The sequence below is a fragment of the Paenibacillus sp. sgz302148 genome (genome assembly GCF_056120465.1).
Genome location: NZ_JBVYOJ010000019.1, coordinates 19112 through 43382 on the forward strand (window position 1 = coordinate 19112; position 24271 = coordinate 43382).

At 52.3% G+C, this 24271-nt stretch carries 27 protein-coding genes and 1 tRNA gene; 22 read left to right on the forward strand and 6 right to left on the reverse strand.

Features of this window, described 5'->3' with window-relative positions:
- Positions 1–45: 45 nt before the first annotated feature.
- The 4 genes from AC0LWM_RS24585 (at position 46) to AC0LWM_RS24600 (ending at position 3731) form a co-directional block, all read left to right on the forward strand.
- Complete coding sequence (locus AC0LWM_RS24585; protein ID WP_474677652.1) at positions 46–810, forward strand: ParA family protein; 765 nt, start codon at positions 46–48, stop codon at positions 808–810.
- Entirely contained in the window at positions 800–1660 is an 861-nt protein-coding gene (locus tag AC0LWM_RS24590) for a ParB/RepB/Spo0J family partition protein (RefSeq protein ID WP_474677653.1), read from the forward strand. The genes AC0LWM_RS24585 and AC0LWM_RS24590 overlap by 11 nt, the downstream gene beginning before the upstream one ends.
- A gap of 347 nt (positions 1661–2007) precedes the next feature.
- On the forward strand, positions 2008–3174 hold the full coding sequence (locus AC0LWM_RS24595) for an aminotransferase class V-fold PLP-dependent enzyme (RefSeq protein WP_474677654.1): 1167 nt from the start codon (positions 2008–2010) through the stop codon (positions 3172–3174).
- Between the two features lie 62 nt (positions 3175–3236).
- Positions 3237–3731 carry a DUF4446 family protein gene (locus AC0LWM_RS24600; RefSeq protein WP_474677655.1) on the forward strand — a complete coding sequence of 165 codons (495 nt, stop codon included), beginning with the start codon at positions 3237–3239 and terminating at the stop codon, positions 3729–3731.
- Here the strand turns inward: AC0LWM_RS24600 and yyaC are convergent.
- The gene (yyaC, locus tag AC0LWM_RS24605) at positions 3706–4308 is read right to left on the reverse strand and encodes a spore protease YyaC (protein WP_474677656.1); all 603 of its coding nucleotides are present in this window, start codon (positions 4306–4308) and stop codon (positions 3706–3708) included. The genes AC0LWM_RS24600 and yyaC overlap by 26 nt on opposite strands.
- Before the next feature lie 182 nt (positions 4309–4490).
- Here yyaC and AC0LWM_RS24610 point away from each other — a divergent pair, with 182 nt between their 5' ends.
- The 3 genes from AC0LWM_RS24610 to AC0LWM_RS24620 all read left to right on the forward strand — a co-directional run bounded on the left by AC0LWM_RS24610 (position 4491) and on the right by AC0LWM_RS24620 (position 5195).
- On the forward strand, positions 4491–4724 hold the full coding sequence (locus AC0LWM_RS24610) for a putative Se/S carrier protein (protein ID WP_474677771.1): 234 nt from the start codon (positions 4491–4493) through the stop codon (positions 4722–4724).
- 68 nt (positions 4725–4792) lie between these two features.
- Positions 4793–5020: a DUF951 domain-containing protein gene (locus tag AC0LWM_RS24615; protein ID WP_474677657.1), complete on the forward strand. Its 228-nt coding sequence runs from the start codon at positions 4793–4795 to the stop codon at positions 5018–5020.
- A gap of 83 nt (positions 5021–5103) precedes the next feature.
- A tRNA-Ser gene (locus AC0LWM_RS24620) sits at positions 5104–5195 on the forward strand.
- A gap of 525 nt (positions 5196–5720) precedes the next feature.
- Here AC0LWM_RS24620 and AC0LWM_RS24625 read toward each other — a convergent pair.
- Entirely contained in the window at positions 5721–5903 is a 183-nt protein-coding gene (locus AC0LWM_RS24625; protein WP_474677658.1) for a YjzC family protein, read from the reverse strand.
- Positions 5904–6165: 262 nt separating this feature from the next.
- On the opposite strand from AC0LWM_RS24625, the gene rpsF reads away from it, so the two are divergent.
- From rpsF to AC0LWM_RS24665, 8 genes are all read left to right on the forward strand, one after another.
- Positions 6166–6450 carry a 30S ribosomal protein S6 gene (gene rpsF / locus AC0LWM_RS24630; RefSeq protein WP_474677659.1) on the forward strand — a complete coding sequence of 95 codons (285 nt, stop codon included), beginning with the start codon at positions 6166–6168 and terminating at the stop codon, positions 6448–6450.
- A 40-nt stretch (positions 6451–6490) separates the two neighbouring features.
- Positions 6491–6988 (forward strand): single-stranded DNA-binding protein, encoded by a 498-nt coding sequence (gene ssb, locus AC0LWM_RS24635; RefSeq protein WP_474677660.1) that lies wholly within the window; start codon positions 6491–6493, stop codon positions 6986–6988.
- Between the two features lie 19 nt (positions 6989–7007).
- Complete coding sequence (gene rpsR, locus AC0LWM_RS24640; protein ID WP_474677661.1) at positions 7008–7289, forward strand: 30S ribosomal protein S18; 282 nt, start codon at positions 7008–7010, stop codon at positions 7287–7289.
- Between the two features lie 208 nt (positions 7290–7497).
- On the forward strand, positions 7498–8169 hold the full coding sequence (locus AC0LWM_RS24645) for a FadR/GntR family transcriptional regulator (RefSeq protein ID WP_474677662.1): 672 nt from the start codon (positions 7498–7500) through the stop codon (positions 8167–8169).
- Between the two features lie 250 nt (positions 8170–8419).
- Positions 8420–9718: an ABC transporter substrate-binding protein gene (locus AC0LWM_RS24650; RefSeq protein ID WP_474677663.1), complete on the forward strand. Its 1299-nt coding sequence runs from the start codon at positions 8420–8422 to the stop codon at positions 9716–9718.
- Positions 9719–9832: 114 nt separating this feature from the next.
- The gene (locus AC0LWM_RS24655) at positions 9833–10750 is read left to right on the forward strand and encodes a carbohydrate ABC transporter permease (RefSeq protein ID WP_474677664.1); all 918 of its coding nucleotides are present in this window, start codon (positions 9833–9835) and stop codon (positions 10748–10750) included.
- On the forward strand, positions 10750–11586 hold the full coding sequence (locus AC0LWM_RS24660) for a carbohydrate ABC transporter permease (RefSeq protein WP_474677665.1): 837 nt from the start codon (positions 10750–10752) through the stop codon (positions 11584–11586). The genes AC0LWM_RS24655 and AC0LWM_RS24660 overlap by 1 nt, the downstream gene beginning before the upstream one ends.
- A 169-nt stretch (positions 11587–11755) precedes the next feature.
- Positions 11756–12946, forward strand: coding sequence for a trans-sulfuration enzyme family protein (locus AC0LWM_RS24665; protein ID WP_474677666.1), 1191 nt, complete (start codon positions 11756–11758; stop codon positions 12944–12946).
- 105 nt (positions 12947–13051) lie between these two features.
- Here the strand turns inward: AC0LWM_RS24665 and AC0LWM_RS24670 are convergent, their stop codons facing one another.
- Complete coding sequence (locus AC0LWM_RS24670; protein WP_474677667.1) at positions 13052–14062, reverse strand: protoglobin domain-containing protein; 1011 nt, start codon at positions 14060–14062, stop codon at positions 13052–13054.
- Positions 14063–14433: 371 nt separating this feature from the next.
- Here AC0LWM_RS24670 and AC0LWM_RS24675 point away from each other — a divergent pair, with 371 nt between their 5' ends.
- From AC0LWM_RS24675 to dnaB, 5 genes are all read left to right on the forward strand, one after another.
- A complete protein-coding gene (locus AC0LWM_RS24675; protein WP_474677668.1) occupies positions 14434–14856 on the forward strand; it encodes a CBS domain-containing protein in 423 nt (140 codons plus the stop codon).
- A 101-nt stretch (positions 14857–14957) separates the two neighbouring features.
- On the forward strand, positions 14958–15857 hold the full coding sequence (locus tag AC0LWM_RS24680) for a DUF2232 domain-containing protein (protein WP_474677669.1): 900 nt from the start codon (positions 14958–14960) through the stop codon (positions 15855–15857).
- A gap of 16 nt (positions 15858–15873) precedes the next feature.
- Positions 15874–17838, forward strand: coding sequence for a DHH family phosphoesterase (locus tag AC0LWM_RS24685; RefSeq protein ID WP_474677670.1), 1965 nt, complete (start codon positions 15874–15876; stop codon positions 17836–17838).
- On the forward strand, positions 17835–18278 hold the full coding sequence (rplI, locus tag AC0LWM_RS24690) for a 50S ribosomal protein L9 (protein ID WP_474677671.1): 444 nt from the start codon (positions 17835–17837) through the stop codon (positions 18276–18278). The genes AC0LWM_RS24685 and rplI overlap by 4 nt, the downstream gene beginning before the upstream one ends.
- A 54-nt stretch (positions 18279–18332) precedes the next feature.
- The gene (gene dnaB, locus AC0LWM_RS24695; RefSeq protein ID WP_474677772.1) at positions 18333–19694 is read left to right on the forward strand and encodes a replicative DNA helicase; all 1362 of its coding nucleotides are present in this window, start codon (positions 18333–18335) and stop codon (positions 19692–19694) included.
- A 301-nt stretch (positions 19695–19995) separates the two neighbouring features.
- Here dnaB and AC0LWM_RS24700 read toward each other — a convergent pair whose 3' ends face one another.
- The 3 genes from AC0LWM_RS24700 to AC0LWM_RS24710 all read right to left on the reverse strand — a co-directional run bounded on the left by AC0LWM_RS24700 (position 19996) and on the right by AC0LWM_RS24710 (position 22622).
- Entirely contained in the window at positions 19996–20778 is a 783-nt protein-coding gene (locus tag AC0LWM_RS24700; RefSeq protein WP_474677773.1) for an ABC transporter permease, read from the reverse strand.
- Between the two features lie 38 nt (positions 20779–20816).
- Positions 20817–21587, reverse strand: coding sequence for an ABC transporter ATP-binding protein (locus tag AC0LWM_RS24705; RefSeq protein WP_474677672.1), 771 nt, complete (start codon positions 21585–21587; stop codon positions 20817–20819).
- Positions 21588–21674: 87 nt separating this feature from the next.
- Positions 21675–22622 carry a LysR family transcriptional regulator gene (locus tag AC0LWM_RS24710; protein ID WP_474677673.1) on the reverse strand — a complete coding sequence of 316 codons (948 nt, stop codon included), beginning with the start codon at positions 22620–22622 and terminating at the stop codon, positions 21675–21677.
- Between the two features lie 121 nt (positions 22623–22743).
- Between AC0LWM_RS24710 and AC0LWM_RS24715 the strand changes: the two genes are divergently transcribed.
- Together AC0LWM_RS24715 and AC0LWM_RS24720 are read left to right on the forward strand one after the other, a co-directional pair.
- Complete coding sequence (locus AC0LWM_RS24715) at positions 22744–23757, forward strand: aliphatic sulfonate ABC transporter substrate-binding protein (protein WP_474677674.1); 1014 nt, start codon at positions 22744–22746, stop codon at positions 23755–23757.
- Positions 23758–23778: 21 nt separating this feature from the next.
- Positions 23779–24264, forward strand: a complete 486-nt coding sequence (locus AC0LWM_RS24720) for a DinB family protein (RefSeq protein WP_474677675.1) — start codon at positions 23779–23781, stop codon at positions 24262–24264.
- Positions 24265–24271 lie beyond the last annotated feature (7 nt).

The following is a 24271-nucleotide window of genomic DNA, read 5'->3' on the forward strand; positions in this document are numbered from 1 at the left end:
CTTTGGGGAAACGATGTTAATGAAAATGAACTTGAGGTGGACAGGTTGTCAAAAATTATTGCAATAACGAATCAGAAGGGTGGGGTTGGTAAAACAACAACATCCGTCAATCTTGGGGCATCGCTAGCTTCGCTTGGCCGCAAAGTTTTGTTAGTTGATATCGATCCGCAAGGGAATACGACGAGTGGCATCGGCATTAATAAGGCCGATGTTCAGTATTGTATCTATGATGTCATTATTAACGACATTCATCCGAAGGATGCAATGGTCGATACGAATATTCCGAATTTAAAAATCATCCCGGCAACGATCCAGCTCGCAGGTGCCGAAATTGAACTGGTGCCTACGATTTCCCGCGAGGTACGATTGAAAAAATCGCTGCACCTCGTAAAGCATATGTTCGATTATATATTGATCGATTGTCCGCCGTCGCTTGGCATTTTGACCGTAAATTCACTTACGGCGTCCGACTCGGTGATCATTCCGATTCAATGCGAGTATTATGCGCTCGAAGGATTAAGCCAACTGCTCAATACAGTTCGTCTTGTACAGAAGCATTTAAATACAAGTCTTCAAATTGAAGGCGTATTGCTGACGATGTTCGATGCAAGAACGAACTTAGGCATTCAAGTGATTGAGGAAGTAAAAAAATACTTCCAAGAAAAAGTATACACAACGATTATCCCGAGAAACGTTCGTTTAAGCGAAGCGCCGTCCCATGGACAATCCATCATCACCTACGATCCGAGATCGAAGGGTGCAGAAGTGTATCTTGAACTTGCGAAGGAAGTGATTACGTATGAAAAGTAAGGTCGGTTTGGGCAGAGGACTGGAAGCATTAATTCCATCGCTAGGCGTGAGCGACGATGACAAAGTAGTCGACATTCCGTTAGGGCAGCTGCGTCCGAATCCATATCAGCCGCGCAAGCAATTCAATGACGATTCGATCAAAGAACTGGCGGAGTCGATCAAGCAGCACGGCGTCATTCAACCGATTATCGTTCGTACCGTACTAAAAGGCTACGAAATCATTGCCGGCGAGCGTAGGTTCCGCGCATCTCAATTTTGCGGCAATGCAACGATTCCCGCAGTCATTCGCAAATTTTCCGATCAGCAAGTCATGGAAATTGCACTGATCGAAAACTTGCAGCGCGAGGATTTGAATGCGATTGAAATCGCAGTAGCCTATCAATCGTTAATTGATTCTTTTTCTTTAACGCAAGAGGAGCTCAGCTTGAAGGTTGGGAAATCCCGTTCTCATATCGCTAACTTCTTACGTTTGCTTGGATTGCCGGAGCAAATCAAAAATCATGTTTCACGTGGAACATTATCGATGGGACATGCGCGTGCGATTGTCGGTGTCAAAAACGACGCGATGAAAAAAGAGTTGGCTGATCTGACGATCAAAAACGAGTGGAGCGTTCGAGAGCTGGAGGATGCGATTAAAAAGCTGGAGGAGAAGGTTAAGGAAAAAGAAAACCAGAAACCGAAGCTGAAGAAGCAGGATCCATACATTACGCAAGTGGAAGACAGTTTGCGTGACCTGTTTAAAACAACGGTGAAAATCAAACACAATAAAGATAAAGGGAAGATTGAACTGGCGTATTATTCCCGGCAAGATTTGGACAGATTGCTTGAATTGCTGCAATCGAATGCATAATGATAGCTGTGGCATATCTCGGTTGTTTTCTTTCTTCGGAAAGATTAAACTAAGATATGCTACTTTTTTTCGGTGCAAATCGTCATGGAAATGTAGTGGAAAAAAGGCGAACGTTGTTCGGAAGTTCAATGAATGCTTAAATGGGCGGAATGAGGATAATATTCCACCGGAAACCAATGGACAGAGGGAGACGGTCGAACCGTTTTCTGAAATTATAAGAAGTAAAAGTTTGTCCTAAACTTATCTGATATTTCATCGGTAAACGAATACGCCGAAGTCAAACCGTGCTAGCCGTTTATCCTTGTGTAGACATCTGATCCGTATATCCTTGGAAAGGGAGTGAAGGGATGGGGGTTGTTTATCTAGACAATGCCGCATCATCGTGGCCGAAGCCGCCTGCTGTTATCGAGGCGATGAGTCAGTGCATGCTGGAGTATACGGCGAATCCCGGAAGAGGAAGCCACCAGATGGCTGTGCGCGCCAGTCGCGTATTGTTCGAAACGCGCAAAAATTTAGGCAAACTATTCAAGGTGAAGAACCCGAACGATATATCGTTTTCGCTTAATACAACGTCAGCGTTGAATTTAGCGATTCAAGGCTTTTTGAAACCGGGCGATCATGTGGTGTGTACCTCCATAGAGCATAATTCGGTGCGCAGACCGCTCGAGTATATGAAGGCCAAATTCGGCGTTCGCATTACATATTTGCCGAGTGACCCCCAGGGCAGACTCGATATCGCGGATTTAAAAAATGCACTGCGGGCCGATACGAAGCTCGTTGTATGCAGCCATAGCTCCAATCTGATGGGTACGATTATACCGGTAAGCCAGATTGGTGAGATGACCCGGGCTAGAGGGATAAAGCTGCTTGTAGATGCGGCTCAGACGGCCGGCGTATTGCCGATTGATGTTGAAGGCATGGGGATCGATATGTTGGCTTTTCCGGGGCATAAGGGGCTGCTGGGGCCGCAAGGGACCGGAGGATTATACATTCATCCGGAGCTTGATCTGGAGCCGCTGCATTATGGTGGAACGGGAAGTCAATCGGAGGAAATCGATCAGCCGAAGGTGAGGCCCGACCGATATGAAGCCGGGACGCAGAACACGCCGGGCATCGCTGGACTGAATGAGGGCGTCAAATTTGTGCTGCATGAGACGGTGGAAACGATCCATACTAAAGAATGGAGCTTAACGCAGAAGATGATGGACGGACTGCGGCGAATAAACGGCGTGCGCATACTTGGACCGGACATCGGCGAGGACAAAACGGGGATCGTCGCCTTTCAGCTTGAGCAGGCGGATAGCTCGGAGGTTTCCTTTATTCTCGATCAAAGCTTCGGCATCGCGGTCCGTGCAGGTTATCATTGTACTCCGCTCGCGCATCAGACCGCAGGTACATCGGATAAAGGCGCCGTACGAGCGAGCGTCGGATATTTTACAGGGGAACAAGAGGTGGATGCTTTAGTCGAAGCGGTGAAGGAAATTTCCGTTCATTTCGCCGGAGGGACATCGTAAATTCATGGAGCCATTGTGCAGCCTAGAGCGACAGCATAGACAAGAATAGAGGAGAGAACAAGGTGTCCGACATACTGAACGATTATATGCCGATCATTGCAGCGGCTGCTGCTGTGGTCATGTTATTTTTTTTCATCCTCGTGATCCAATTATCCGTTTCGTTAAAACGTCTGCGCAAACGTTATGCGCAAATGATGAATGGCACCGGCGTGGAGGACTTGGAGCAAGTGATCATCAAGATGCAGCATACGATCCAGGAGCTTCAGGGACGGAGCGAAGACCACGGGTCGCAGCTGCACCATTTGGCCGCTTCGATGATGAAGATGAAAGGGAATGTCGGTATTGTCCGGTACAATGCGTTTTCGTCGGGGCTCGGCAGTGATTTGAGCTTTTCGCTGGCGGTTGTCGATGAATATCAGAGCGGTATTGTATTGTCCGGCATACATAGCCGGGAAGAAACGTATGTGTACGCGAAGCCTGTGCAAGAGGGACAATCCGAATACAAGCTTACCCCGGAAGAGAAGCAGGCACTTACTCAAGCCTTGCAAAAGAAATAAAGGAACCGCGTATTTGTTTGATCGCATAATAGAGGCTGTTCGCAATGATATCTGACATTTTCATAACAATGCTGAGCCGCGTGTTCTGCAGAACGAAATATTCCATAAATCCTCCTACATTCACGATCCCGGTAACATGCATATCCCCGACCGGCGGCAATTCTTTGTTCACGCCGGCCCCGGGCTTCACGGGTCCACTGCCGACTTGAATGACACCGACGCTGGACACTTGTCCCAAACAAGCGTCGATACCGACAATATAAGGTTTGCTTGACGAGGATTGAATGTGATTCAACGTATCTTGTAAGTTAACGGCATGGACAGGTTCATCCAGCGTACCGTATAAACGAAAACCCGGATTGCGGTATTTGCTTAAAGAAGTACCGACAAGCGGTCCCAAAGCATCCCCCGTCGAACGGTCGGTCCCGACACAAACGACAATAATTTCGCGATCGCTTGAAACGGCGGACAGCTGCTGGACCATTCGTTCGGTAAGCTGGGTATGAACCGTGGAATCCGTATATGAAACTTTGAGTACGGGCGTCTCTTTTTTTTCATGGCGATCGATAGAAAACATCGGCATCCCCTCCGTCTGCATGGTGTTACTAGTATATGGATGGGGGGAATCTTTTATACGACGTACAAGGCTTTTAGAGGAAAATATATTTTCGAGTGCGAGATAGTATAATGGTTATGCGAAGAATGCTTCTTGTAAGCCACATGGACAAAAATGATGAAGAAGGACGGAATGCGATGGACATGCTGATCGCTTTTGACTCTACACAGCAAGCGCTTCGCGCGGAGATGCTGCTGGAATACGCCGATATCGAAATCGACATCTGCCCGACGCCGAAGCAAATTACGGCAGGTTGCGCTTTGTCCATTCAGTTTGAGGTGGAAGCCTACGACGAGGTCAAGTCGATCATCGAAACGGAACGGGTGGAGATTCGTGGAATTTTTAAGAAACAAGGCGAAAATTATGTTAACATGTGAATAGAAACGTTATACAAAAAGTTATGCAGACTGTGGATAGTGTAGTATAAAAGGGGGAGAGGGTAGGTATGGAGCGAAAGCAATTCCAGCTTGGGGATGTCGTGCAGATGAAAAAAGGACATCCTTGCGGCTCGAATGAAATGGAAATAATTAGGATGGGTATGGACATTCGAATTAAATGCGTAGGCTGCAAGCACAGTGTTCTAATCCCGCGAGCCAAGTTTGAAAAAAACTTGAAAAAGGTGCTGCGGTCAGCGGAACAAAAGGATGGAAGCGAGAGCGGAACCGGTTTATAATAAGGCATTCGCTTGTTCATAAATAGAGCTTGCAACATGAAGGTGTTTGTGCTACAATAACAAATGTCCGCTTTTTCAGACACGGAGAGGTACCCAAGAGGCCCAAGGGGGCTGACTCGAAATCAGCTAGGCGGTTCATAGCCGTGCGTGGGTTCGAATCCCACTCTCTCCGCCATGATTTATCATCTTCGAATAGTAGGGGATGAGAACCCACGGAGGGTTCGTCGGAGCATAAGCTTCGAAGCATTACTTCGCAGTCGCGGAATGAAATGGAGCGTATCCCACTCTCTAAATCCGCCATGGAACTTTCAGTAATACATATATATCGTAAACTAATCTTCAGCGTTGAATAAATGCTGGGGATTTTTTATTTTTTAATGAGTAATTCAATCAAATAAACAAAAAGAGATCCTTTCGGATCTCTTTTCGTCTCCCGGACGGGAGATGACGGTACGATTTTTTTGGATTTTTACTTCTCTAACATCTACAGAGAAACCTCGGTTGCATTGTTATTACAATACAATGTGTTTACAAGCACGGGTACGTGTCTTTAGCACATCCCTCCGCTTCTATATCGAGTAGAAAAGATCGTCCTTCGGTTGTTTCGCTGACTCGTTCAACGGAACCACACCTCTCTTCGTACCGTCGATATTATAATGTCCGGATCGAGCATTTCTTATGCAAGGCGGTCGAAGAAATGTTATTTGGCTTTCCGTTTCCATTTGCGGTCTTTATTCGTCGGTTCCGGGAACGGATCGCCCTTCTTTAAGGATATGTGACGGGGGTTGTTAATTCCCATATGAAAATCGTTTTCGCCAACCTCGATATATTCCCCGTTATTCGGCGCTCGGTCACCCATGCTGAATTCGGTACGTTCGCCCATGAGATTCACCTCCATGTCGAATTAGATTAGGTTCAAGCGTTATTGTTACCGTTAGATGAAGGAAAGATGTTAAGCGAAATGTTCCAGAGCTGAGCGTAAAGATTCAATCGGCGCTGGCTTGAAGTGGCACTTGCCATGCCTGGTTCATTTTGCTATAGTTATATGGTGCGAGTTTTATTCCTCGCTCCTTGCTCCCATGCCTTCAGGGCAGTATTTCGTTGAAATACAGCGGGGCCGTTTAGTCCAAAAGGAGGTGACTACAATGCGCAAATATGAAGTGATGTATATTATTCGCACGGATATTGAACAAGAAGCTGTTCAAGCGACGGTCGAAAAATTCCAAGGCATCATCTCCAACGGTGGCGAAATTACGAAGCACGATGTAATGGGTAAACGCCGTCTTGCGTATGAGATCAACAAGTTCCGTGACGGAGTGTACGTATTGGTTAACTTCAATGCAACACCTGAAATCGTAGCTGAGCTTGAGCGCGTAATGAAGATTACTGACGAAGTAATCCGTTACCTGATCGTACAAGATGTTGCGTAATTAACCGTGCAGCAGTAATAATCGCAGGGGAGGGATTAGATTGCTTAATCGTGTCATTCTCATCGGCAGATTAACTAAAGATCCGGAGTTGCGGTACACTCCTGCAGGAGTTGCCGTAACGCAGTTTACGATCGCGGTAGATCGTCCGTTCAGCAGCCAGCAAGGCGAGCGCGAGGCGGATTTTATCCCGGTTGTAACGTGGCGCCAGCTAGCGGAAACATGCGCGAACTACCTTCGCAAAGGCCGGCTGACAGCGGTGGAAGGCCGACTTCAAATCAGACATTATGATAATAACGAAGGTAAACGGGTTTACGTGACCGAGGTTATTGCCGATAATGTCCGGTTCTTGGAATCCGCCAACCGTGAAGGAAGCGGCGGAGGCGGAGGTTTCGTACGTGACGATGCTCCACCAAGCAGTGGCGGCGGATACGGCGGTGGCGGAGGCGGTCGAAGCTCGAACGCATCGCGCGGCAATCAAGACCCATTCTCCGACGACGGTAAGCCGATTGACATTTCGGACGATGATTTGCCATTTTGATTGGAAAGGACTGAGATGAATGAGCTTCAAACCAAGAGATAACGAAGATCGCGGTGACAAAAAGTTCGGCGGACGCGGTAAAGGCGGACGTAACAAACGTCGCAAAGTGTGCTTCTTCACTGTAAACAAAATCACGCACATCGATTATAAAGATATCGACTTGCTCCGTAAGTTTATCAGCGAGCGCGGAAAAATCCTTCCTCGCCGTGTAACGGGAACAAGCGCTAAATATCAGCGTATGCTCACGACAGCGATTAAACGTTCGCGTCAAATCGCTTTGCTGCCATACACAACGGAATAGTTGATGGCCGAGAACGGCAGGGATTCCATCCCTGTCGTTTTTGTTTTTTAGTGCGAGGCGTGTAGGGGCAGTGCTGTGGGATATGAAGCAGGCTAGGATTGGATATGTGGTGACGGATTGACATGGGCTGCCTTTCTTTCTATGATTAAACTATCAGACAGGTTTACAGCTCTAACGCAGAATAACTTGGAAGGATAGGTGCACTTTGATGAGAAAAATCAATAAAATGCAGATGCATGAGATAGTGGCAAATGAAATCAAAACATACATAACCGTCAATAAGCTGGAGAATGGCGATAAGCTGCCGTCGGTGGAGAAGATGATGGAGCTGCTGGGAGTCGGCCGGTCCTCATTAAGAGAAGCGCTTCGTTATTTGGAGGCGACGGACGTCGTCGAAGTGAAGAACGGCAAAGGCGTTTACGTGAAGGATGGCGACTTGTATCACATATCCGCCAAGGTGAAGGTCGAAGATGAGAAAAACGCGTTATTGTACGCGCTTGAGGTACGCCGGGCAATGGAGGGGGCTGCTGTCGAGCTTGCGGCTTTAAGGGCGACGGAGGAACAGCTGCAACAGCTCGATCTGTACTTGCACCAACTGGAGACGTTGGAAGGCAAGGAGAACTCCGCGGCTGATATGAGGTTCCACCAGACGATATATGAAGCCTCCGGCAATCCGGTACTTCAGAGCCTTGTAGAATCGATATGGGCGATGTTCCACCAGTTCTGGGTCGCACCGTTCGGCAAACAAGAAATATTCGACGATACCCGGCCGCTGCACCGTACGATGGCCGAAGCGATCCACAGCAAAGATAAGGTTCGGGCACGGGAACAGTTCGATCGCATGATGGACATCGTGGAGACAGCGATTCGCAATGTATAAGTGTAGCAGAGTATGTAAGGCATCAGATGAATTTCAAATTTTCGCTCGTCCAAGTGTTGACAGTGACCATACTGTATACTATAGTTTTTTTATAAGCAACCTGTATGACAGGTACATAGTTGAATAGGGTGAAAGCAAGCAGTCATTCGTGAAATAAGCTACACGCTCAGTCACAGGCATCGCATAGATTCGGTTATAGAAGGCATAAGTCTTTTATAATATAAAATCCGATTTTATGGGGGGTTGCTTCTTGAAGCTGAAGGGTAGAAAATTGGGGTTTGTCGCGGTAGTCCTGTCCATGTTCACCAGTATCGCAGCAGGGTGCAGCGGGGGCGGGGACGGAAATACGGTAACGCTGAAAATGATCGAAAGCTTGACGAGTCCGACGCGAACGGACGTCATCAAACAGATGATTGCCAAGTTCGAGGAGCAGAACCCGAACATCAAGGTGGATTTGATTTCGCCGCCGTTGCAAAGCGCAGACAACAAGATCGCCCAGATGCTCTCAGCCAAAGAAGAGCTCGATGTACTGGAAGTGCGGGACATAACCGCCAAGCAGTTCGTCACAAACAAATGGATCGAAGACTTGAAAGCGTATACAGACAAGTGGGACGGCTACAAGACGTTAAACAGCAATGCTTTGTCGATGGCCACCTATATTGACAATACGCCTTATTTTATACCTTATGGGTTATATCAGAAAATCATGTTTTACCGCAAAGATTGGTTCGACGAGAAGGGGCTTACACCGCCGAAGACGTGGCAGGAGCTTTATGAAACCGGCAAGAAGCTGACCGACCCCGCGAACAACCGTTACGGTTATTCATTCCGCGGCGGCGCAGGGGCGAACGGCTATATTACGGAGATCATTCAAGATTATAACGGCAACAACATCAATCCGGACGACTCGATGTTCCTGAAAGACGGAAAAACGATGTATTCCTCGCCGGAAGCGGTTGAAGCGATGAAGATGTACATGAACATCTATAAGGATATTTCGCCGAAGGATTCGCTCAACTGGAGCTATCCGGAAATGGTCGAAGGGTTCGTGTCCGGCGTAACCGCGATTCTGCTGCAGGACCCGGAAGTGATCGACGTGACCAAGCAGAAGATGAAGGAAGGGACTTGGGCGACGGCTCCACTGCCGACGGGACCGCAAGGGCAAGCGCACTTCGGGGTTGGCGCGGCTGGCTGGGGCATGACCTCCTATTCCAAGCATAAAGAAGAAGCATGGAAGCTGATACAATTCTTATCGAGCCCGGAGGAAAACCTGTTCTTCACGAAAAAGGTCGGACTCATCCCGATTCATACGACGGCTGCGGACGACGAGTTTTTCAAAACGGGAGCGTATGCCCCGTATCTTGAAATGAACGCCAAGCCGGAAAATTACGTCGCCGTGAAGCCGGCCACGGACTATGCGGGCTCGGGTGAATTCAACAAGATCAATCAGGAAGACGGGCAAGCGCTCATTCTGAACAAGATGTCGATCGAAGATGCGCTCAAGAAGTGGGACGAATACTGGACGAAAGAAAAGCAGAACAAGAAGTAATGCTCCGCGGCGGCGGGAAAGCTGACGCTACCCGTCGCCGTTTTGTTCAAATATAAGATCAGGATGGCGCTAGCCGGTATTCTATCTTAGAGAATGAAGCAGGAGGGACGGAGCATGAAGAGAGAGCCTTTTCGTTTGGCCGCGTTCCGTTTGAGCCGGACCAGCACGTTCATTGTTTTGTGCCTGCTGCCCGCGCTGTTGCTTGTGGCGGGATTTACGTATTACCCCATTATTCGGGGTATCGGCATGGCGTTTCAGAAGTATACGCTGTTCGACTTGAATGATGTCCATTTTATCGGTTGGGATAATTTCAAAGCGGTTTTCAACAATTTGCAGTTTTCGGATACTTTGATCAATACCGCTTATTGGGTATTCGTATCGTTGTTTTTTCAATTTTTTCTCGGGTTCATTCTGGCGCTTATGCTGCAGAAGAAGTTTCGCGGTCGGGGCGTATACCAAGGGTTTGTCTTTTACTCGTGGGCGATGTCCGGCTTCCTGATCGGTATCATCTGGCGTTGGATGTACAACGGGCAAATCGGCGTCATTAATGACCTGCTGCTCAAGACGGGGCTCATTCAGGAGCGGATCGCGTTCCTGTCCGATCCGGGTTGGGCGATGGCTGCGGTCATTACGGCGAACGTCTGGTATGGGATCGCGTTTTTTGCCATTATGCTGCTCGCCGCGCTGCAATCGATTCCGGGCGAGCTGTACGAGGCTGCCGATATGGACGGTGCGGGCTGGTTCCGCAAGCTGATGAGCGTGACCGTGCCGTACATCATGCCGACGATTATCACGACGACGCTGCTGCGCGTCATCTGGATTTTTAACTCGCCGGACCTGATCTATTCGCTTACCGGAGGTGGGCCGGCAGGTTCGACGCACATCTTGACGACGTTTATGCTCGATAAAATTATTTTCGCGGGCGACTATGGCCAGGCTTCGGCGGTTGGCGTCGTTGCGATCGGCATTTTGGTGCTGTACACGTTGTTCTACTTGGCGGCGACCCGTTCCGAGAAAGCGGGTGACTTCTGATGAATTCGAAGCTGCGTACGCTCGGACTCGGCGGGAAAGTGCTATATTTGTCCGTGTTTTTCGTCTTCATGGTGTTTCCGCTCTATTGGATCGTCATTACGTCGCTGAAGCCGCAGAACGAAATTTTTATGCTGCCGCTGCAATATTGGCCGGAGCACATTACGTTTGAAAACTACATTAATATTTTCAAAATATCGAAGTTCCACATCTACATCGTCAACAGCTTACTTGTCTCGCTTGTAGCTGCCGCAGTCGTTCTTCTGATCGCGATGCTGGGCGCATACGTCTTGGCGAGGTTCACGTTCAAGGGCGGCAAACAGATCATGTTCGCCTTCTTCCTGACGCAAATGATTCCGATGTTTATCGGCTTCGGACCGCTGTACGTGATGATGTCGAACTTCGGGATGCTGAACAAGCAAATCAGCCTCATTCTGATGTATACGGTCGGGCTGATCCCGTTTAGCGTCATCATCCTTCGCGGCTTCTTCCAGCGCATTCCTTCGAGCTTGGAGGAGGCGGCGATGATCGACGGCTGCTCCCGCTTGCGGGCACTATTCCTCGTCATCGTGCCGGTCATGCTGCCGGGCATCGCGGCAACGTTCATCTTCGCTTTCGTACAAAACTGGAACGAGCTGTTCCTGTCGATCATGATGATCGACCGCGAGTCCGCGAAGACGATTCCGGTGGCGATGAACGCGTTCATTACGAAGTTCGATATCGAGTGGAGCTCGATGTCGGCGGCTACGGTGCTGTCGGTTATTCCGACGGTGATTTTGTTCGCGCTCTGCCAGAAGCTGATCGTCGAAGGGCTAACGCAGGGGGCCGTGAAGGGGTAAGCGGGAGGAAGGCGAAGAAGGCGAGAAGGATTTAGTGACCGGTGAGCAAGGCAAGATCGAGGAATTGATTAAGAAGCGAGAAGCAAGAAGGCAGCAAGTGGGAAGCGTGAAGAAAGCATGAAGCCAGCGGCAGGACAAACAATCGCTTGACGAAGGTGGGGAAGATGAGATGGCATCGAAGGAGAAGATGAGCCAAGCCGCCGGGTCGCTCGATCCGCAAACGCTTGTCGTACACGATGAGCATGATGAGGTGCATTACGGCGCCGTCACGATGCCGACGTACCAGAACAGCCTGTTCACGTTCCCGACGCATGCCGCGTTCGATGCGGCGATGGACGACGGTCGCGGCCGGTTCGTCTATACGCGGGGCAACAACCCGACGGTGCGCGCCTTGGAGCAGCGTTTAGCCGCGCTGGAGGGCGGGGAGCGGGCGCGCTGCTTCGCGTCCGGCATGGCGGCGATTTCGTCGGCGATCCTGTCGACGGTTCGTGCGGGCGATCACATCGTGTGCGTCGATCAAGCTTATGGGCCGGCTAGGCAGTTCATGTCTGCGTATTTGAAGCGTTTCGGCGTGGAGACGACGTTCTTCGACGGAACGTCGGTCGATAGCTTGCGGAACGCGATGCGGCCGAACACGAAGACGATCTATCTCGAAAGTCCGACGAGCATGGCTTTCGAGCTGCAGGACATCGAAGCGTGCGCCGAGCTGGCCCGCAGCCGGGGCGCCGTCACGATCATCGATAACACGTGGGCGACGCCGTGTCATCAATCGCCGCTGGCGCTCGGCGTCGATTTGGTCGTGCATTCGCTGACCAAATATATCGGCGGCCACAGCGACGTCGTCGCAGGCGTCGTTATCGGCTCCGAGGAGCGGATGGAACGGCTGAACGCGGACGAGTTCATGCTGCTCGGCGGCATCATGACGCCGCAATCGGCGGCGCTCCTGCTGCGGGGTTTAAGGACGCTGCCGCTGCGCATGGAGAAGCTGCAGGCAAGCGGCTTCGCGATCGCCCGGTATTTGGAGCAGCTGCCGTTCGTGGCGAAGGTGAACCATCCCGGGCTGGAATCTCATCCGCAGCACGAGCTGGGCAAGCGCCAGATGACAGGGTACAGCAGCCTGCTGTCCTTCGAGACGAAAGGCGTGCCGCTTGCGCTGATGCGCCGCTGGGGCGATGCGTTGGCGTATTTCCGGATCGGCGTCAGCTGGGGAGGCTACGAGAGCCTCGTCATCGTCTCACGGCAGAGCGAAGCGCAACAGGAAGAAGGGACGGTAAGGACAAGGCTGTACATCGGGCTGGAGGAGTCGGCCTTGTTGATCAAGGATATGGAGCGGGCTTTCTGGGAAACGGGAATTGTATAGTTTTGTTCGTTCAATAGCAAAGAGGCTCTTCCTCAAAAGCAGATTGCCTGCTTCGGAGGAAGAGCCTCTTTTGGTGCGAAAAATATAATCATACGAAAAAGCCGGTTAACCTACCGACGTCTTCAACTGCTCCAGCTCGGACGTGACTTTCTCGATCATCTGCACGAACGAAGTCAGCTCTTCGGAGCTGGCCGCTTGAGTGCGCGCCTGCGAGGCGGTAGAAGCCGATTCGCTCTGCACCATGTTCACGATGCGGGTAATGCCGCGCAGCTTGTCCGTAATTTGCTCCAGCGATTCCTTGGAGCGGGAAGCGAGCTTGCGCACTTCGTTGGCGACAATCTCGAAGCCGCGCCCTTGATCGCCGGCACGCGCCGCTTCGATCGCCGCGTTCAAGCCGAGCAGGTGCGTCTGATCGGATATTTCGCGCATGAGCGAGCCCATCGAATCGATATGCACGACCTGTTCGTTCAGCTCTACCATCATGCCATGCGTTTTCTCTTGCGATTCGGCGGTCTGGATCGCCGATTCCGCGACAGACTGGCTGCTGGAAGACAATTCGACCATCATCGATGCAAGCTCCTGAATGGCCGAGCTAATGCCTGTCAGCAGCTCCTGCTGCTCGTCGACAAGCCGTTCGACTTTCGCTTTTTCATCCGCTTCGTAAGCTTCAAGCACGAATTGCGCGTCGAGGTTGAACATCTTGGTCAAAGCATGGACAATAGGCAGCCAATCGTTCGGCAGCACGCGCTGGAGGTGGGAGGTTGCGATGTCCAGGTAGAGCATGTAGGTACCGAGATACCACTGCGTCGGTAGACCGATCTTGGAATGGATTTTGCCGATGAACAGCCGTTTCTCGATAAATTCCATGTCGATATGTCCGGCTGCAAGCGTCATGAAATACCAGCGCTGCGTTTCTTTAAGCCGATCGAGCGTGCTGAATTTGTTGATGATCGCGACAAGCTCGGGCTGTCGCGTTATCTGATCGTACAGCTCGTCCACGAGCGTGCCTACGATTTGCTCGAACTCGGCTTCGCGGCTTTTGAGCAGCTGTAAATCGGACTCTTTCAAGGCCACGTAATCGAGCTGCTTCTTGCGTTGTTCGCTCAGTTGAATCATGTTAGCAGTTCCCTCTCTTTACCTCTATAATGGTATATGTAGACATTCGACGCCGATCGACAAAAAACCTTTGCAACAAATAGGAAGTCAAACTTAAGTCCGAGACGGAGACGTTCATCGGATAGGGCTAGAGATGGCACGGGTCATGGCTTTTTCGCCATGTTCCTGCGAATACTTGCATACCTTTTACATATCGGCTCCCATCATGTTAAAAGTTAGTTCTCGCGCTCAAGCCAAAACGTTGGTAAGATGAATTGGACGAATGGCGTTCCGGAATGGAACAAAATGGAGGAACGTACCGTAAATAAAGAGAGATCGTGAACGCTTACAATTTGGCTTTCCTCACGGAAAGCTTGAAAGGAGAACACGAAATGAACGTTGCTTTTTTCTTATTGCCCAAAAGCGAGGTCGCCTGCATGACCATGGATGCGACGCTGCGCCAGACGCTGGAGCGGATGGAGTTTCACCGGTATACGGCTGTCCCGCTATTGAACGAGGTCGGCGAATATGTCGGGACGGTAACGGAGGGAGACCTGCTCTGGTTCATGAAGAACACGGCGGGCATGTCGTTCGATCAGACGTCGCGGTATTCTTTGTCCGAGGTGCCGCTTCGCCTGAAGAACAAGACCGTGCATATCAATGCGAGGATGGAGGATTTGATCCTGCTCGCCAAATCGCAAAACTTCGTCCCGGTCGTGGACGATATGAACAAATTCATCGGCATCGTGCGGCGCAGCGATATTATCGATTATTGCCGCAAGCTGCTGCTGGCGGACATAGAGGCAGGAAGCTAACTCCGGTAAGGCGGCGAGGGGCAGGTCGCGCGAATCTTCTGTACTGTAAGACTTTTGTGGTATAATGTGTACATTATCAATTGTCGTAAGAGGTGAACGGCTTGAAGCCTGGCTTAACGTCCGCTCTATGGAGCGGCTTATATTTTGTGCTGCTTGTTTCGATGGTATCGCCGTTTAACTTCCTGACGATCAGCTTTGTTATGATTCCGCTCGTCATCATGTACGTCCGTTTGACTCCGCTGCGATTCGCCTTGCATTTGGGCGTTGTGCTTGCCTTGGCGTTTTTCGCGCTGGGCAGCTTCGGCTCGGCCGTTCTGGCGATCACGTTGTTCTTCCTGATGCCGGCTATTCTGATGGGCCATCTATACAAGCGGGGAAGCGCGGCGCGTACGGTCGTTACGGCGGGCGTCGTCACGATGCTGGGCGAGCTGCTGCTCGGCTTGATCATTGCCGCGGCGTTCGGCATGAATGCCATGCAAGCGCTAGGAGACCTTGTGCGCGCGAGTCTAGCCGATTTCCAGAAACTGGCGCCGGGCTCGTTATCGACGGGGATGATCGACGACATCATTACGCTCATGACCCAGATGATCCCGCTTTATTTGATCGTATTCTCGCTATACTATGTCGTCATTACCCATGCGCTGAGCCGGCTGCTGCTGAAGGCGCAAGGCTTCGCCGTACCCGCGATGAAGCCGATGAAGGAATGGATGCTGCCGAAGTCGACGGTCTGGTATTACCTGATTGCGCTGACGCTGGACTTTTTCGTGAAGAAAGAGACCGGTTCGACGGTGACGATGATTCTGCTCAATTCGATCCCGCTCTTAATGCTGCTGTTTTCCGTGCAGGCGCTTGCTTTTTTCTTCTTCCTGGCCGACCGCCGGGGGTGGGGCAAGGCGCTGCCTTTCGTCATGATCGTACCGATCGTGTTGTTTCCGCCGCTTAGTTTGCTCGGAGTTCTCGATGTGGCGTTTCCAATCCGTAAAGGAATGACGAAATCATAAGTAGGGGCGAAGATGAATGCCTAAGTTTTTGTTGAATCGATGGCATGGGCTGCATATGATGTGGGCTTTCATTTTCATGATGGTCCTCATTATCGTTGTAGCGTGGTATCAGTGGGTATATGGCGTTGTTGGGCTCGTCGTTTGCGGTCTGCTCGGCTATTATACGATCGTGGCGGAGAAGGCGTTCCGCAAAGATTTGTACGCCTATGCGGGGACGCTGTCGCATCGGGTGAAACGGGCCGGAGGCGAGGTCATCAGCGAGTTGCCGATCGGCATTTTGCTGTATAGCGAGGAACGGATCGTGGAGTGGCACAATCCGTTCGTCGCCAAAATGCTGGAGCGGGAATCCGTAGTGGGCTCTTCGCTGGATGAGGCTTTCTCTGCGTTTAAAGGCAAGAAGGAAATCAAGGACGGAAAGTTAGATATTACGGTCGGCAAGCACGTGTACCAGGTGACGATCAAAGCCGAGGAGCGGCTGCTGTATTTCACCGACATTACGGCGATGACGACATTGTCCAAGCGGTATGAGGACGAAAAAATCGCGATCGGCATCGTGGCGATGGACAACTTGGACGAGGTTACGCAAGGGATGGACGATCAAGGCCGGACGGCGATGATGTCCCGGGTGACCGGGGAAATTACCGAATGGGCGTCCAAGTACAACATGTTCCTGAAGCGGATTTCGTCCGATAAATATTTGATGATGACCGATACGAAGTCGCTTCGCGCGCTGGAGCAGACGCGCTTCGAAATTCTCGACGACGTGCGGGAGCTGACGCTGGAGCACAAGCTGCCGCTGACGATCAGCATGGGCTTCGCGGCCGGCGTCGACAGCTTGACCGAGCTCGGCACGTTGGCGCAGACGAGCTTGGACGTCGCGCTTGGGCGCGGCGGCGACCAGGTGGCGGTGAAGATCGGACAGAAGCTGACGTTCTACGGCGGCAAGTCGAACGCGGTGGAGAAGCGGACGCGCGTCCGCGCGCGCGTCATCTCGCATGCGCTGCGCGACCTGATCAAGGAAAGCGACAAGGTCATCATTATGGGCCATCGCATTCCGGACATGGATTCGATCGGCGCGGCGATCGGCGTCCTCAAGGCGGCGCAGCTGTTCAATAAGGAAGGCTACATCGTGCTGGAAGGCATCAACCCGTCGATCGATCGGCTGATGGAGGAAATCAGCGGCGACGAGAGGCTGCAGAAATGGTTCATTACGCCGGAGCAGGCGCTGCAAATTACGACGGCCCGCTCGCTTGCGGTGGTCGTCGATACGCATAAGGCGTCGATGGTGAAAGAACCGAAGCTGCTCCAGCAGACGCATCGCGTGGTGGTCGTCGACCACCATCGCCGCGGCGAGGAGTTCTTAAGCGACGCCGTGCTGATCTACATGGAGCCGTATGCCTCGTCAACCTGCGAACTGGTGACGGAGCTGCTCCAGTACATTCACGACCGGGTATCGCTGGATGTGATGGAGGCGACGGCGCTGCTCGCGGGTATTACGGTCGATACGAAAAATTTCTCGCTCCGCACCGGCTCCCGTACGTTCGAAGCGGCTGCGTTTCTGCGGCGGAACGGGGCGGATACGGTGCTCATTCAGCGGATGCTGAAAGAGGACCTCGACGAATATATCGCCAAAGCCGAAATTATGAAGCATGCGGAAATTTTGTACGATCATATTGCCGTAGCGGTCGCGGAGCCGAATCGCAAATATTCTCAGTTGCTGATCGCCAAAGTAGCTGATACATTACTCAATATGACCGATATTATGGCGTCGTTCGTCGTATGCGAACGGAATGACGGGCTGATCGGCATCAGCGCCCGTTCTCTGGGGAACATCAACGTGCAAATCGTGATGGAACGGCTTGGCGGCGGCGGGCATTTAACGAACGCGGCCGTTCAGCTGGAAGGCACGCTCGCCGAGGCGGAAGCCCGGCTTAAGCAAATATTAAATGAAATGGCAGAGGAAGAGGGGTTGTTCGAATGAAAGTCATTTTTCTGAAAGACGTCAAAGGCCAAGGCAAGAAGGGCGAAGTGAAGGAAGTTTCGGAAGGGTATGCGCGCAACTTTCTAATGCCGAAAGGACTTGTGCAGCCGGCGACGGAAGGCAACGTCAAGACGCTGGAGCAAATGAACGTGTCCGAACAGAAGAAGAAGGATAAGGAAAAGGAGCAAGCGAAGGAGCTGGGCGACAAAATCGTCGAGATGACGCTTGTGATCAAAGCGAAATCGGGCGAAGGCGGCAAGCTGTTCGGATCGATTACGAGCAAGCAAATCGCGGACGAGCTCGCCGGCCAAGGCGTGAAGATCGATAAGCGGAAAATCGAGCTCGACGACCCGATCCGCACGATGGGCGTGACGAATGTCGCCATCAAGCTGCATCCGGAAGTGAAGACGACGCTTAAGGTTCACGTCGTGGAGGCGTAACCGATGAGCGCGAGAAACGCGAACGCGAGAAACGCTTTCGTTACCGGCCCGGACATGGACGCGGCAGGCGGGGATTTGTTCTTCGACCGGGTGCCTCCGCAAAATCTCGAGGCCGAGCAAGCGGTGCTCGGCGCGATTTTGCTGGAAGCGGAAGCGCTCGTGTCGGTGATGGAGAAGGTGAAGAGCGAGGACTTCTACAGCTCGGGTCACCAGCATATCTTCGAGGCGATGGCGCAGCTCGGCGAAGAAGGCCAGCCCGTCGATCTCGTGACGCTGACAGCGCGGCTGCAGGACCAGCAGCTGCTCGAGGAAGTCGGCGGCGTCAGCTATCTTTCGAAGCTGGCCCATGCGGTACCGACGGCAGCGAACGTCGAGTATTACGCCCAAATCGTCGAGGAGAAGTCGATGCTGCGACGGCTCATCCGCACGGCAACGCAAATCGTCTCGAGTGGTTACGTGAGCGGTGATGACGTCAGTGAAATCTTGAACGACGCCGAGCAGCGCATCCTCGAAATTTCGAACCGCCGCGCGGCAAGCGGCTTTATCTCGATTCGCGACGTGCTGATGGAAGTATTCGAGCGCGTCGAATTTTTATATGCCCATCGCGGCGGGGTTACCGGCATTCCGTCCGGCTTCCCGGACCTCGACAAGATGACGGCGGGCTTCCAGCGCAACGACTTGATCATCGTTGCGGCGCGCCCTTCCGTCGGTAAGACGGCGTTTGCGCTCAACATCGCGCAAAACGTCGGCGTCCGCTCGAAGGAAACGGTCGCCATTTTCTCGCTAGAGATGTCCGCGGCACAGCTTGTGCAGCGTATCATATGCGCCGAGGCGAACGTCGACGCGCAGCGGATGCGGACAGGTGCGCTCGAGCCGGACGACTGGGAGAAGCTGACGATGGCGATCGGCGCCTTGTCGGAGGCGGAAATTTACATTGACGATACGCCGGGGATAACGGTATCGGAGTTGCGTGCGAAGTGCCGTCGGCTGAAGAAGGAAAAAGGGCTTGGCATGATTCTGATCGACTACCTGCAGCTCATTCACGGGCGCGGCAAGCCCGGCGAGAACCGGCAGCAGGAAGTATCGGAAATTTCCCGTACGCTGAAGCAGATAGCGCGGGAGCTGGAAGTGCCGGTTATCGCGCTGTCCCAGCTATCCCGGGGCGTTGAGCAGCGGCAGGACAAGCGGCCGATGATGTCCGACCTTCGGGAATCGGGCTCGATCGAGCAGGACGCCGACATCGTTGCGTTCCTGTATCGGGACGATTATTACGACAAGGAATCGGAGAAGAAGAACATCATCGAGATCATCATCGCCAAACAGCGGAACGGTCCGGTTGGTACGGTCGAGCTTGCGTTCCTCAAAAGCTTCAACAAATTCGTCAGCCTCGATCGAACGCATCAAGAAGGGGCGTAACGGAACAGGGTCCTTGGCCTCGGACGGCCGCGCCGGAAGAGGACGTGACGAAACAACATCGCCGGCCTAGGGCCAGATGTGTCCGGAAGGGACGCGTGACGATACAACCTCATAAGCCCCGATCGGGAAGCATCAAGAAGAGGAATAACGCAACGACGACAAAGCAGGCCTGCCCGGCAGCGCCAAACAGGCACGTACGAAACGACAAGGGGCCGAGGCCCTGCAATCGAAAAAAGCAGCAGAAGCGGATCGGATGTCCGAGGCTTCTGCTGCTTTTATTTTTCGGTGCTAACTTCGGTGCTTACCCTTTAAAGCTGTCCTGCCATTTCAGCAGCTTGTTCTCCAGCAGGCGTACGAACGAATCGGTCAGCTTGCCGACGACGGCGAATACGATGATGCCGACGAACACGATGCCGGTCCGCATATAAGCGCGGGCATCCTGGATCATGAAGCCGATCCCTTGGTCGGCGCCCATCAGCTCCGCGACGACGAGGCAGAGCCACGATACGCTGAGCGACAGCCGCAGGCCCAGCAGCACGTTCGGCATCGCTGCAGGCAGGACGAGCTTCGTAATTTGATGAAACCGGCTGAACTCCAATACGCGCGCCACGTCGAAAAGCTTGGAATCGACGCTGCGGACGCCGAGAAACGTATTGACGTACATCGGGAAGAAGGCGCCCATGGAGATCAGCAATATTTTCGAAAATTCCCCGAATCCGAACCATAAAATAAATAACGGCGTAATCGCGAGCAGAGGAACCGTTCGCAGCATTTGAACCGTCGGGTCCAGCACTTGCTCCGAACGCTTGGAAAATCCGACGATCAAGCCGAACACGAGTCCCAGCGCTCCGCCGAGCATAAATCCGGATAATGCGCGCACGACGCTGACCTGCAAATGATGAAGCAATTCACCGCTTGTCAGGATGTCCCAGAAATCGGCGATGACGCTAGTCAGAGGCGGCAGCATTTGCGGCGAGATCAGCTCGGCCGACCCGATCACTTGCCACAAGATCAGGACGAGGACGGGCAGTATGCTTCCCATCGCAACGCGTTTTATGAATGAAGGGCTTGTTTTGACAGTCATTGTTGTAGGTTTGTCTGACATCCGGTGGCTCTCCCTTTCTAGATTTCCCAGGAAATTTCCGACTGTTCCGATTTCTCCAGCGTACGGAAAACACGGGTCCGCAGGTCTTGGAATGCGGAGCCGACCCGGCTCCGAGGATAAGGCAGCTCGTTCGGGATGACCGCCTTCACGCGCCCCGGTCTTGCATCCATCACGACGATCTGAGTCGATAGAAATACCGCCTCGTCGATGTCGTGCGTCACGAGCAGCATCGTCGTCCGGTTGCGCCGCCAAATGTCGAGCAGCACCTCCTGCATATGGTTGCGGGTGAATGCATCGAGTGCGCCGAACGGCTCGTCCAGCAGCAGCACCTGTGGCTCGCGCATGAGCGCCCGGGCGATGGCGACGCGCTGCGACATGCCTCCGGACAGCTGCCGCGGGTACGCTTTTTCGAAGCCGTCCAATCGGACAAGCTGAATCATGTCCTGTACCCGCTGCCGGACGGCAGGGTCTTTAAGCCGCAAATCGGCGGCGATGTTCTTCTCCACTGTGAGCCACGGGAACAAGCGATGCTCTTGAAAAATAAACCCTTTCTGCTTGCTCGGCCCCTCGACCGGCTTCCCGGCGAGCAGAACGTCGCCTTCGTGCTCGACGTCGAGGCCTGCGACGATTTTCAGCAGGGTGCTTTTGCCGCAGCCGCTTGGCCCGATGATCGCAATGAATTGTTGTTCGTTTATGGTTAAATTAACCCCATCCAGCACAGGGGTGACCGATCCGGCGGTATGAAACGTTTTATTCAAATGTCGAATTTCCACAGCAGGGGTTGTCATCCGTTTCCTCCTTGAATCTCCATGGATCAAGCTTTTTCTGCATGATTGAATGTTGTTCATCATACCATTTCCGATTAATCCAGTAAATTATCTTTGGTTTATAGGGTCATAACTATCCGTTATGCCAACCTTACGCAAATTGTTGTATTCTCGTAGTAGGTATTTCAGGAACTCTTTTTGCGCGATGGAGAAATGTTTGTTCTTCTTGCGGGCCCAGCCGAGCGAGATCTGATTCGGTTCATGGCCGACGAGCGGAATGGCCACCATGTCGCCGTTCAGGATAAAAGGGTCATGCAGCATGCTGAATTCGATGAAGAAGCCGATGGCCACATCCTTTGCAATGGTGCGTTTCAGAATCTCGACATTATTAGAAGAGAAAATAACATTGACCGGTCCGTATTTCTCCATGAAATCATCCAGAAACCAATTCGAGTAGTTGCCGTCGATGTTCACAAAAGGATATCCGAGCACGTCTTCGGGCGTTACGGCCTTTTTGGACGCAAGGGCGGAGTCTCGGCCCACGCAAACGACAATCCGGGAATCTAGAATCCGGTTCAGGATCAGATCCTTCACTTGTTCCTGCTCATGGCCGTCCAAATAGATCAAACCGAGGTCGGTCCGGTCATCCTTCAAATCCTGCACGATATCCTCCGAGTTTTTCGAAACGATTTCGAGCCGGACTTTCGGGTAATCCTTCTTGAACGAAACGACGGAGCGGGACAGCAGGTCCATAAAGTTCGGGCCTACCGAAAACCGTACTTCGCCCTGCAGGAGCGAGCCGACCATTTGCGATTGTTCTTTGATTTCCTCGATCTTGGCCAGAATGTCGTTGATTTTATCGATAATGATTTCGCCCCGGCGGGTCGGCGTGCAGCCTGCCCGGGATCGGTTGAATATTTTGACCCCTAATTCCTCTTCGAACTTGGACAACGATTTGCTGATGCCGGCTTGGGAAACGTGCAGCTGCTTGGCGGCGATGGAAATGGAACCGGACCGGGCGATGGCCGCAATATATTCAAAATGCTCGACGTTCATTCGAGACCTCCTTTACATAACCAAAATTCATGGATGTATATTTCATAGTTATTTTACAAGATTACTCGGATATAATACAATCGGAAAAAATGATAATTTACATCCATGAAGGAGAATGACCATGAGACCCGCACTACTCGTAAAAAAAATCGCTTTGCTCGCCGTTGTGGCGCTATTCGCAGCCATTGTGCTTACCGCTTGCGCAGGCGGCTCGAAGGATGGTTCCGGCAGCTCCGGTAAAGACAAAGTCACGGTCAATATCGCCATCAACGGCGGCCTTAATCTATTAAGCATCGCCAAAAATAAAGGGTGGTTCGAGGAAGAGTTCAAGCAGCATAACGCCGAGGTCAAATGGAACGAATTCCAGAGCAGCGCCCCGCTGCTGGAAGGGATCGTCGCGGACCGGATCGACTTTTCGTTCATCGGAGACGGGACGCTCGTTACCGGCGCCGCGGCCAAAACCCCGATTAAAGCGATCTCCGTTACCGGCGTTGAAGGCAACCAGAACAGCGTTATCGTGAAGCCGGACAGCCCAATCCAGTCAATTGCCGATTTGAAGGGGAAAACGATCGCCATCGCCAAAGGCTCCTCCGCCCACGTATTTCTCATTAAAGCGCTGGAGAAGAACGGCTTGAAGGAATCGGACGTAAAGCTCGTGCAGCTGCAGCCCGATGAAGCGAACCCTGCGTTCCAGACGGGACAAGTGGACGCCTGGGGCATCTGGGATCCGTTCGTCACGACGGAGGTGCAAGAGAAACGCGCCCGCATCGTGGCGAGTGTCAAAACGATGAATTTCGTGGCGCCGGCGATTATGATCGGCCGGGACAAGTTTCTGCAGGAGCATCCGGATTTGACGGAAGCGTATTTGAAGGTTTATCAGAAGGCCGTCGAATGGCTGCCGAACAATATTGACGAAGCGGCCGAGATTCTGTCCAAGGAACGGAAGATGGACAAAGCGCTCGTGAAGACGCTGCTCGAAAACACGCACTACATCAACACGCCGATTACGGACGAAGTCGCCAGCGCGATCCAATCGACGGCTGACATTTTGTTCGCGTCCGGAACGATCAAAGAACAAACCGATATGAGCAAGTTCCACGACAATTCGTTCATCGATAAAGCGTTGAAGAAATAAGACAACAGGGGAGGGATCGGCATGAGTGCAAACCGAGCGACTTCGGTTCACAATTATTTGCAGACGGCGGTCAAAATCAGACAAAGCGTGGAAGGCGCGCCTGAGGTGCTGCTGAAGTGGCGTCCGGGACCCGGCAAGTGGAGCATCCACGAGGTCATCGTCCATTTGATCGATTCGAACATCGTGAATTCGTACCGGATTCGCAAAATCATTTCCGAGCCGACGACCGATCTCGTGACGTTCGCTCATGAGGATTGGATTCGCAGCCAGCGGCTGGACGACGTGCCCGTCGCGGAGCTGCTCGAGGCGTATGACGCCATTACGCGTTACAACGGGCTGCTGCTGCAGCGACTCGATGATGAGGAATGGAACAAATTCGGGATGAAGCCGAATGAGCCGATTTCGGTCGGGCATATCGTCGACCAATTTATTTGCAATCACGTGGAGAAGCATCTGGGCCAGATCGAGCGCAACAAAGCCGCATACGCTTCGGCATCGGCGCAATAACCCGACG

Coding starts and splice junctions, on each gene's coding strand:
- AC0LWM_RS24655 (WP_474677664.1), top strand. CDS start 9,833: ATGAAGAGAGAGCCTTTTCGTTTGGCCGCGTTCCGTTTGAGCCGGACC.
- AC0LWM_RS24670 (WP_474677667.1), bottom strand. CDS start 14,062: ATGATTCAACTGAGCGAACAACGCAAGAAGCAGCTCGATTACGTGGCC.
- AC0LWM_RS24675 (WP_474677668.1), top strand. CDS start 14,434: ATGAACGTTGCTTTTTTCTTATTGCCCAAAAGCGAGGTCGCCTGCATG.
- AC0LWM_RS24590 (WP_474677653.1), top strand. CDS start 800: ATGAAAAGTAAGGTCGGTTTGGGCAGAGGACTGGAAGCATTAATTCCA.
- AC0LWM_RS24645 (WP_474677662.1), top strand. CDS start 7,498: ATGAGAAAAATCAATAAAATGCAGATGCATGAGATAGTGGCAAATGAA.
- AC0LWM_RS24720 (WP_474677675.1), top strand. CDS start 23,779: ATGAGTGCAAACCGAGCGACTTCGGTTCACAATTATTTGCAGACGGCG.
- AC0LWM_RS24665 (WP_474677666.1), top strand. CDS start 11,756: ATGGCATCGAAGGAGAAGATGAGCCAAGCCGCCGGGTCGCTCGATCCG.
- AC0LWM_RS24685 (WP_474677670.1), top strand. CDS start 15,874: ATGCCTAAGTTTTTGTTGAATCGATGGCATGGGCTGCATATGATGTGG.
- rpsR (WP_474677661.1), top strand. CDS start 7,008: ATGAGCTTCAAACCAAGAGATAACGAAGATCGCGGTGACAAAAAGTTC.
- rpsF (WP_474677659.1), top strand. CDS start 6,166: ATGCGCAAATATGAAGTGATGTATATTATTCGCACGGATATTGAACAA.
- AC0LWM_RS24715 (WP_474677674.1), top strand. CDS start 22,744: ATGAGACCCGCACTACTCGTAAAAAAAATCGCTTTGCTCGCCGTTGTG.
- AC0LWM_RS24710 (WP_474677673.1), bottom strand. CDS start 22,622: ATGAACGTCGAGCATTTTGAATATATTGCGGCCATCGCCCGGTCCGGT.
- AC0LWM_RS24660 (WP_474677665.1), top strand. CDS start 10,750: ATGAATTCGAAGCTGCGTACGCTCGGACTCGGCGGGAAAGTGCTATAT.
- AC0LWM_RS24615 (WP_474677657.1), top strand. CDS start 4,793: ATGGAGCGAAAGCAATTCCAGCTTGGGGATGTCGTGCAGATGAAAAAA.
- AC0LWM_RS24610 (WP_474677771.1), top strand. CDS start 4,491: ATGCTGATCGCTTTTGACTCTACACAGCAAGCGCTTCGCGCGGAGATG.
- AC0LWM_RS24700 (WP_474677773.1), bottom strand. CDS start 20,778: ATGACTGTCAAAACAAGCCCTTCATTCATAAAACGCGTTGCGATGGGA.
- AC0LWM_RS24705 (WP_474677672.1), bottom strand. CDS start 21,587: ATGACAACCCCTGCTGTGGAAATTCGACATTTGAATAAAACGTTTCAT.
- AC0LWM_RS24595 (WP_474677654.1), top strand. CDS start 2,008: ATGGGGGTTGTTTATCTAGACAATGCCGCATCATCGTGGCCGAAGCCG.
- AC0LWM_RS24625 (WP_474677658.1), bottom strand. CDS start 5,903: ATGGGCGAACGTACCGAATTCAGCATGGGTGACCGAGCGCCGAATAAC.
- yyaC (WP_474677656.1), bottom strand. CDS start 4,308: ATGTTTTCTATCGATCGCCATGAAAAAAAAGAGACGCCCGTACTCAAA.
- rplI (WP_474677671.1), top strand. CDS start 17,835: ATGAAAGTCATTTTTCTGAAAGACGTCAAAGGCCAAGGCAAGAAGGGC.
- dnaB (WP_474677772.1), top strand. CDS start 18,333: ATGGACGCGGCAGGCGGGGATTTGTTCTTCGACCGGGTGCCTCCGCAA.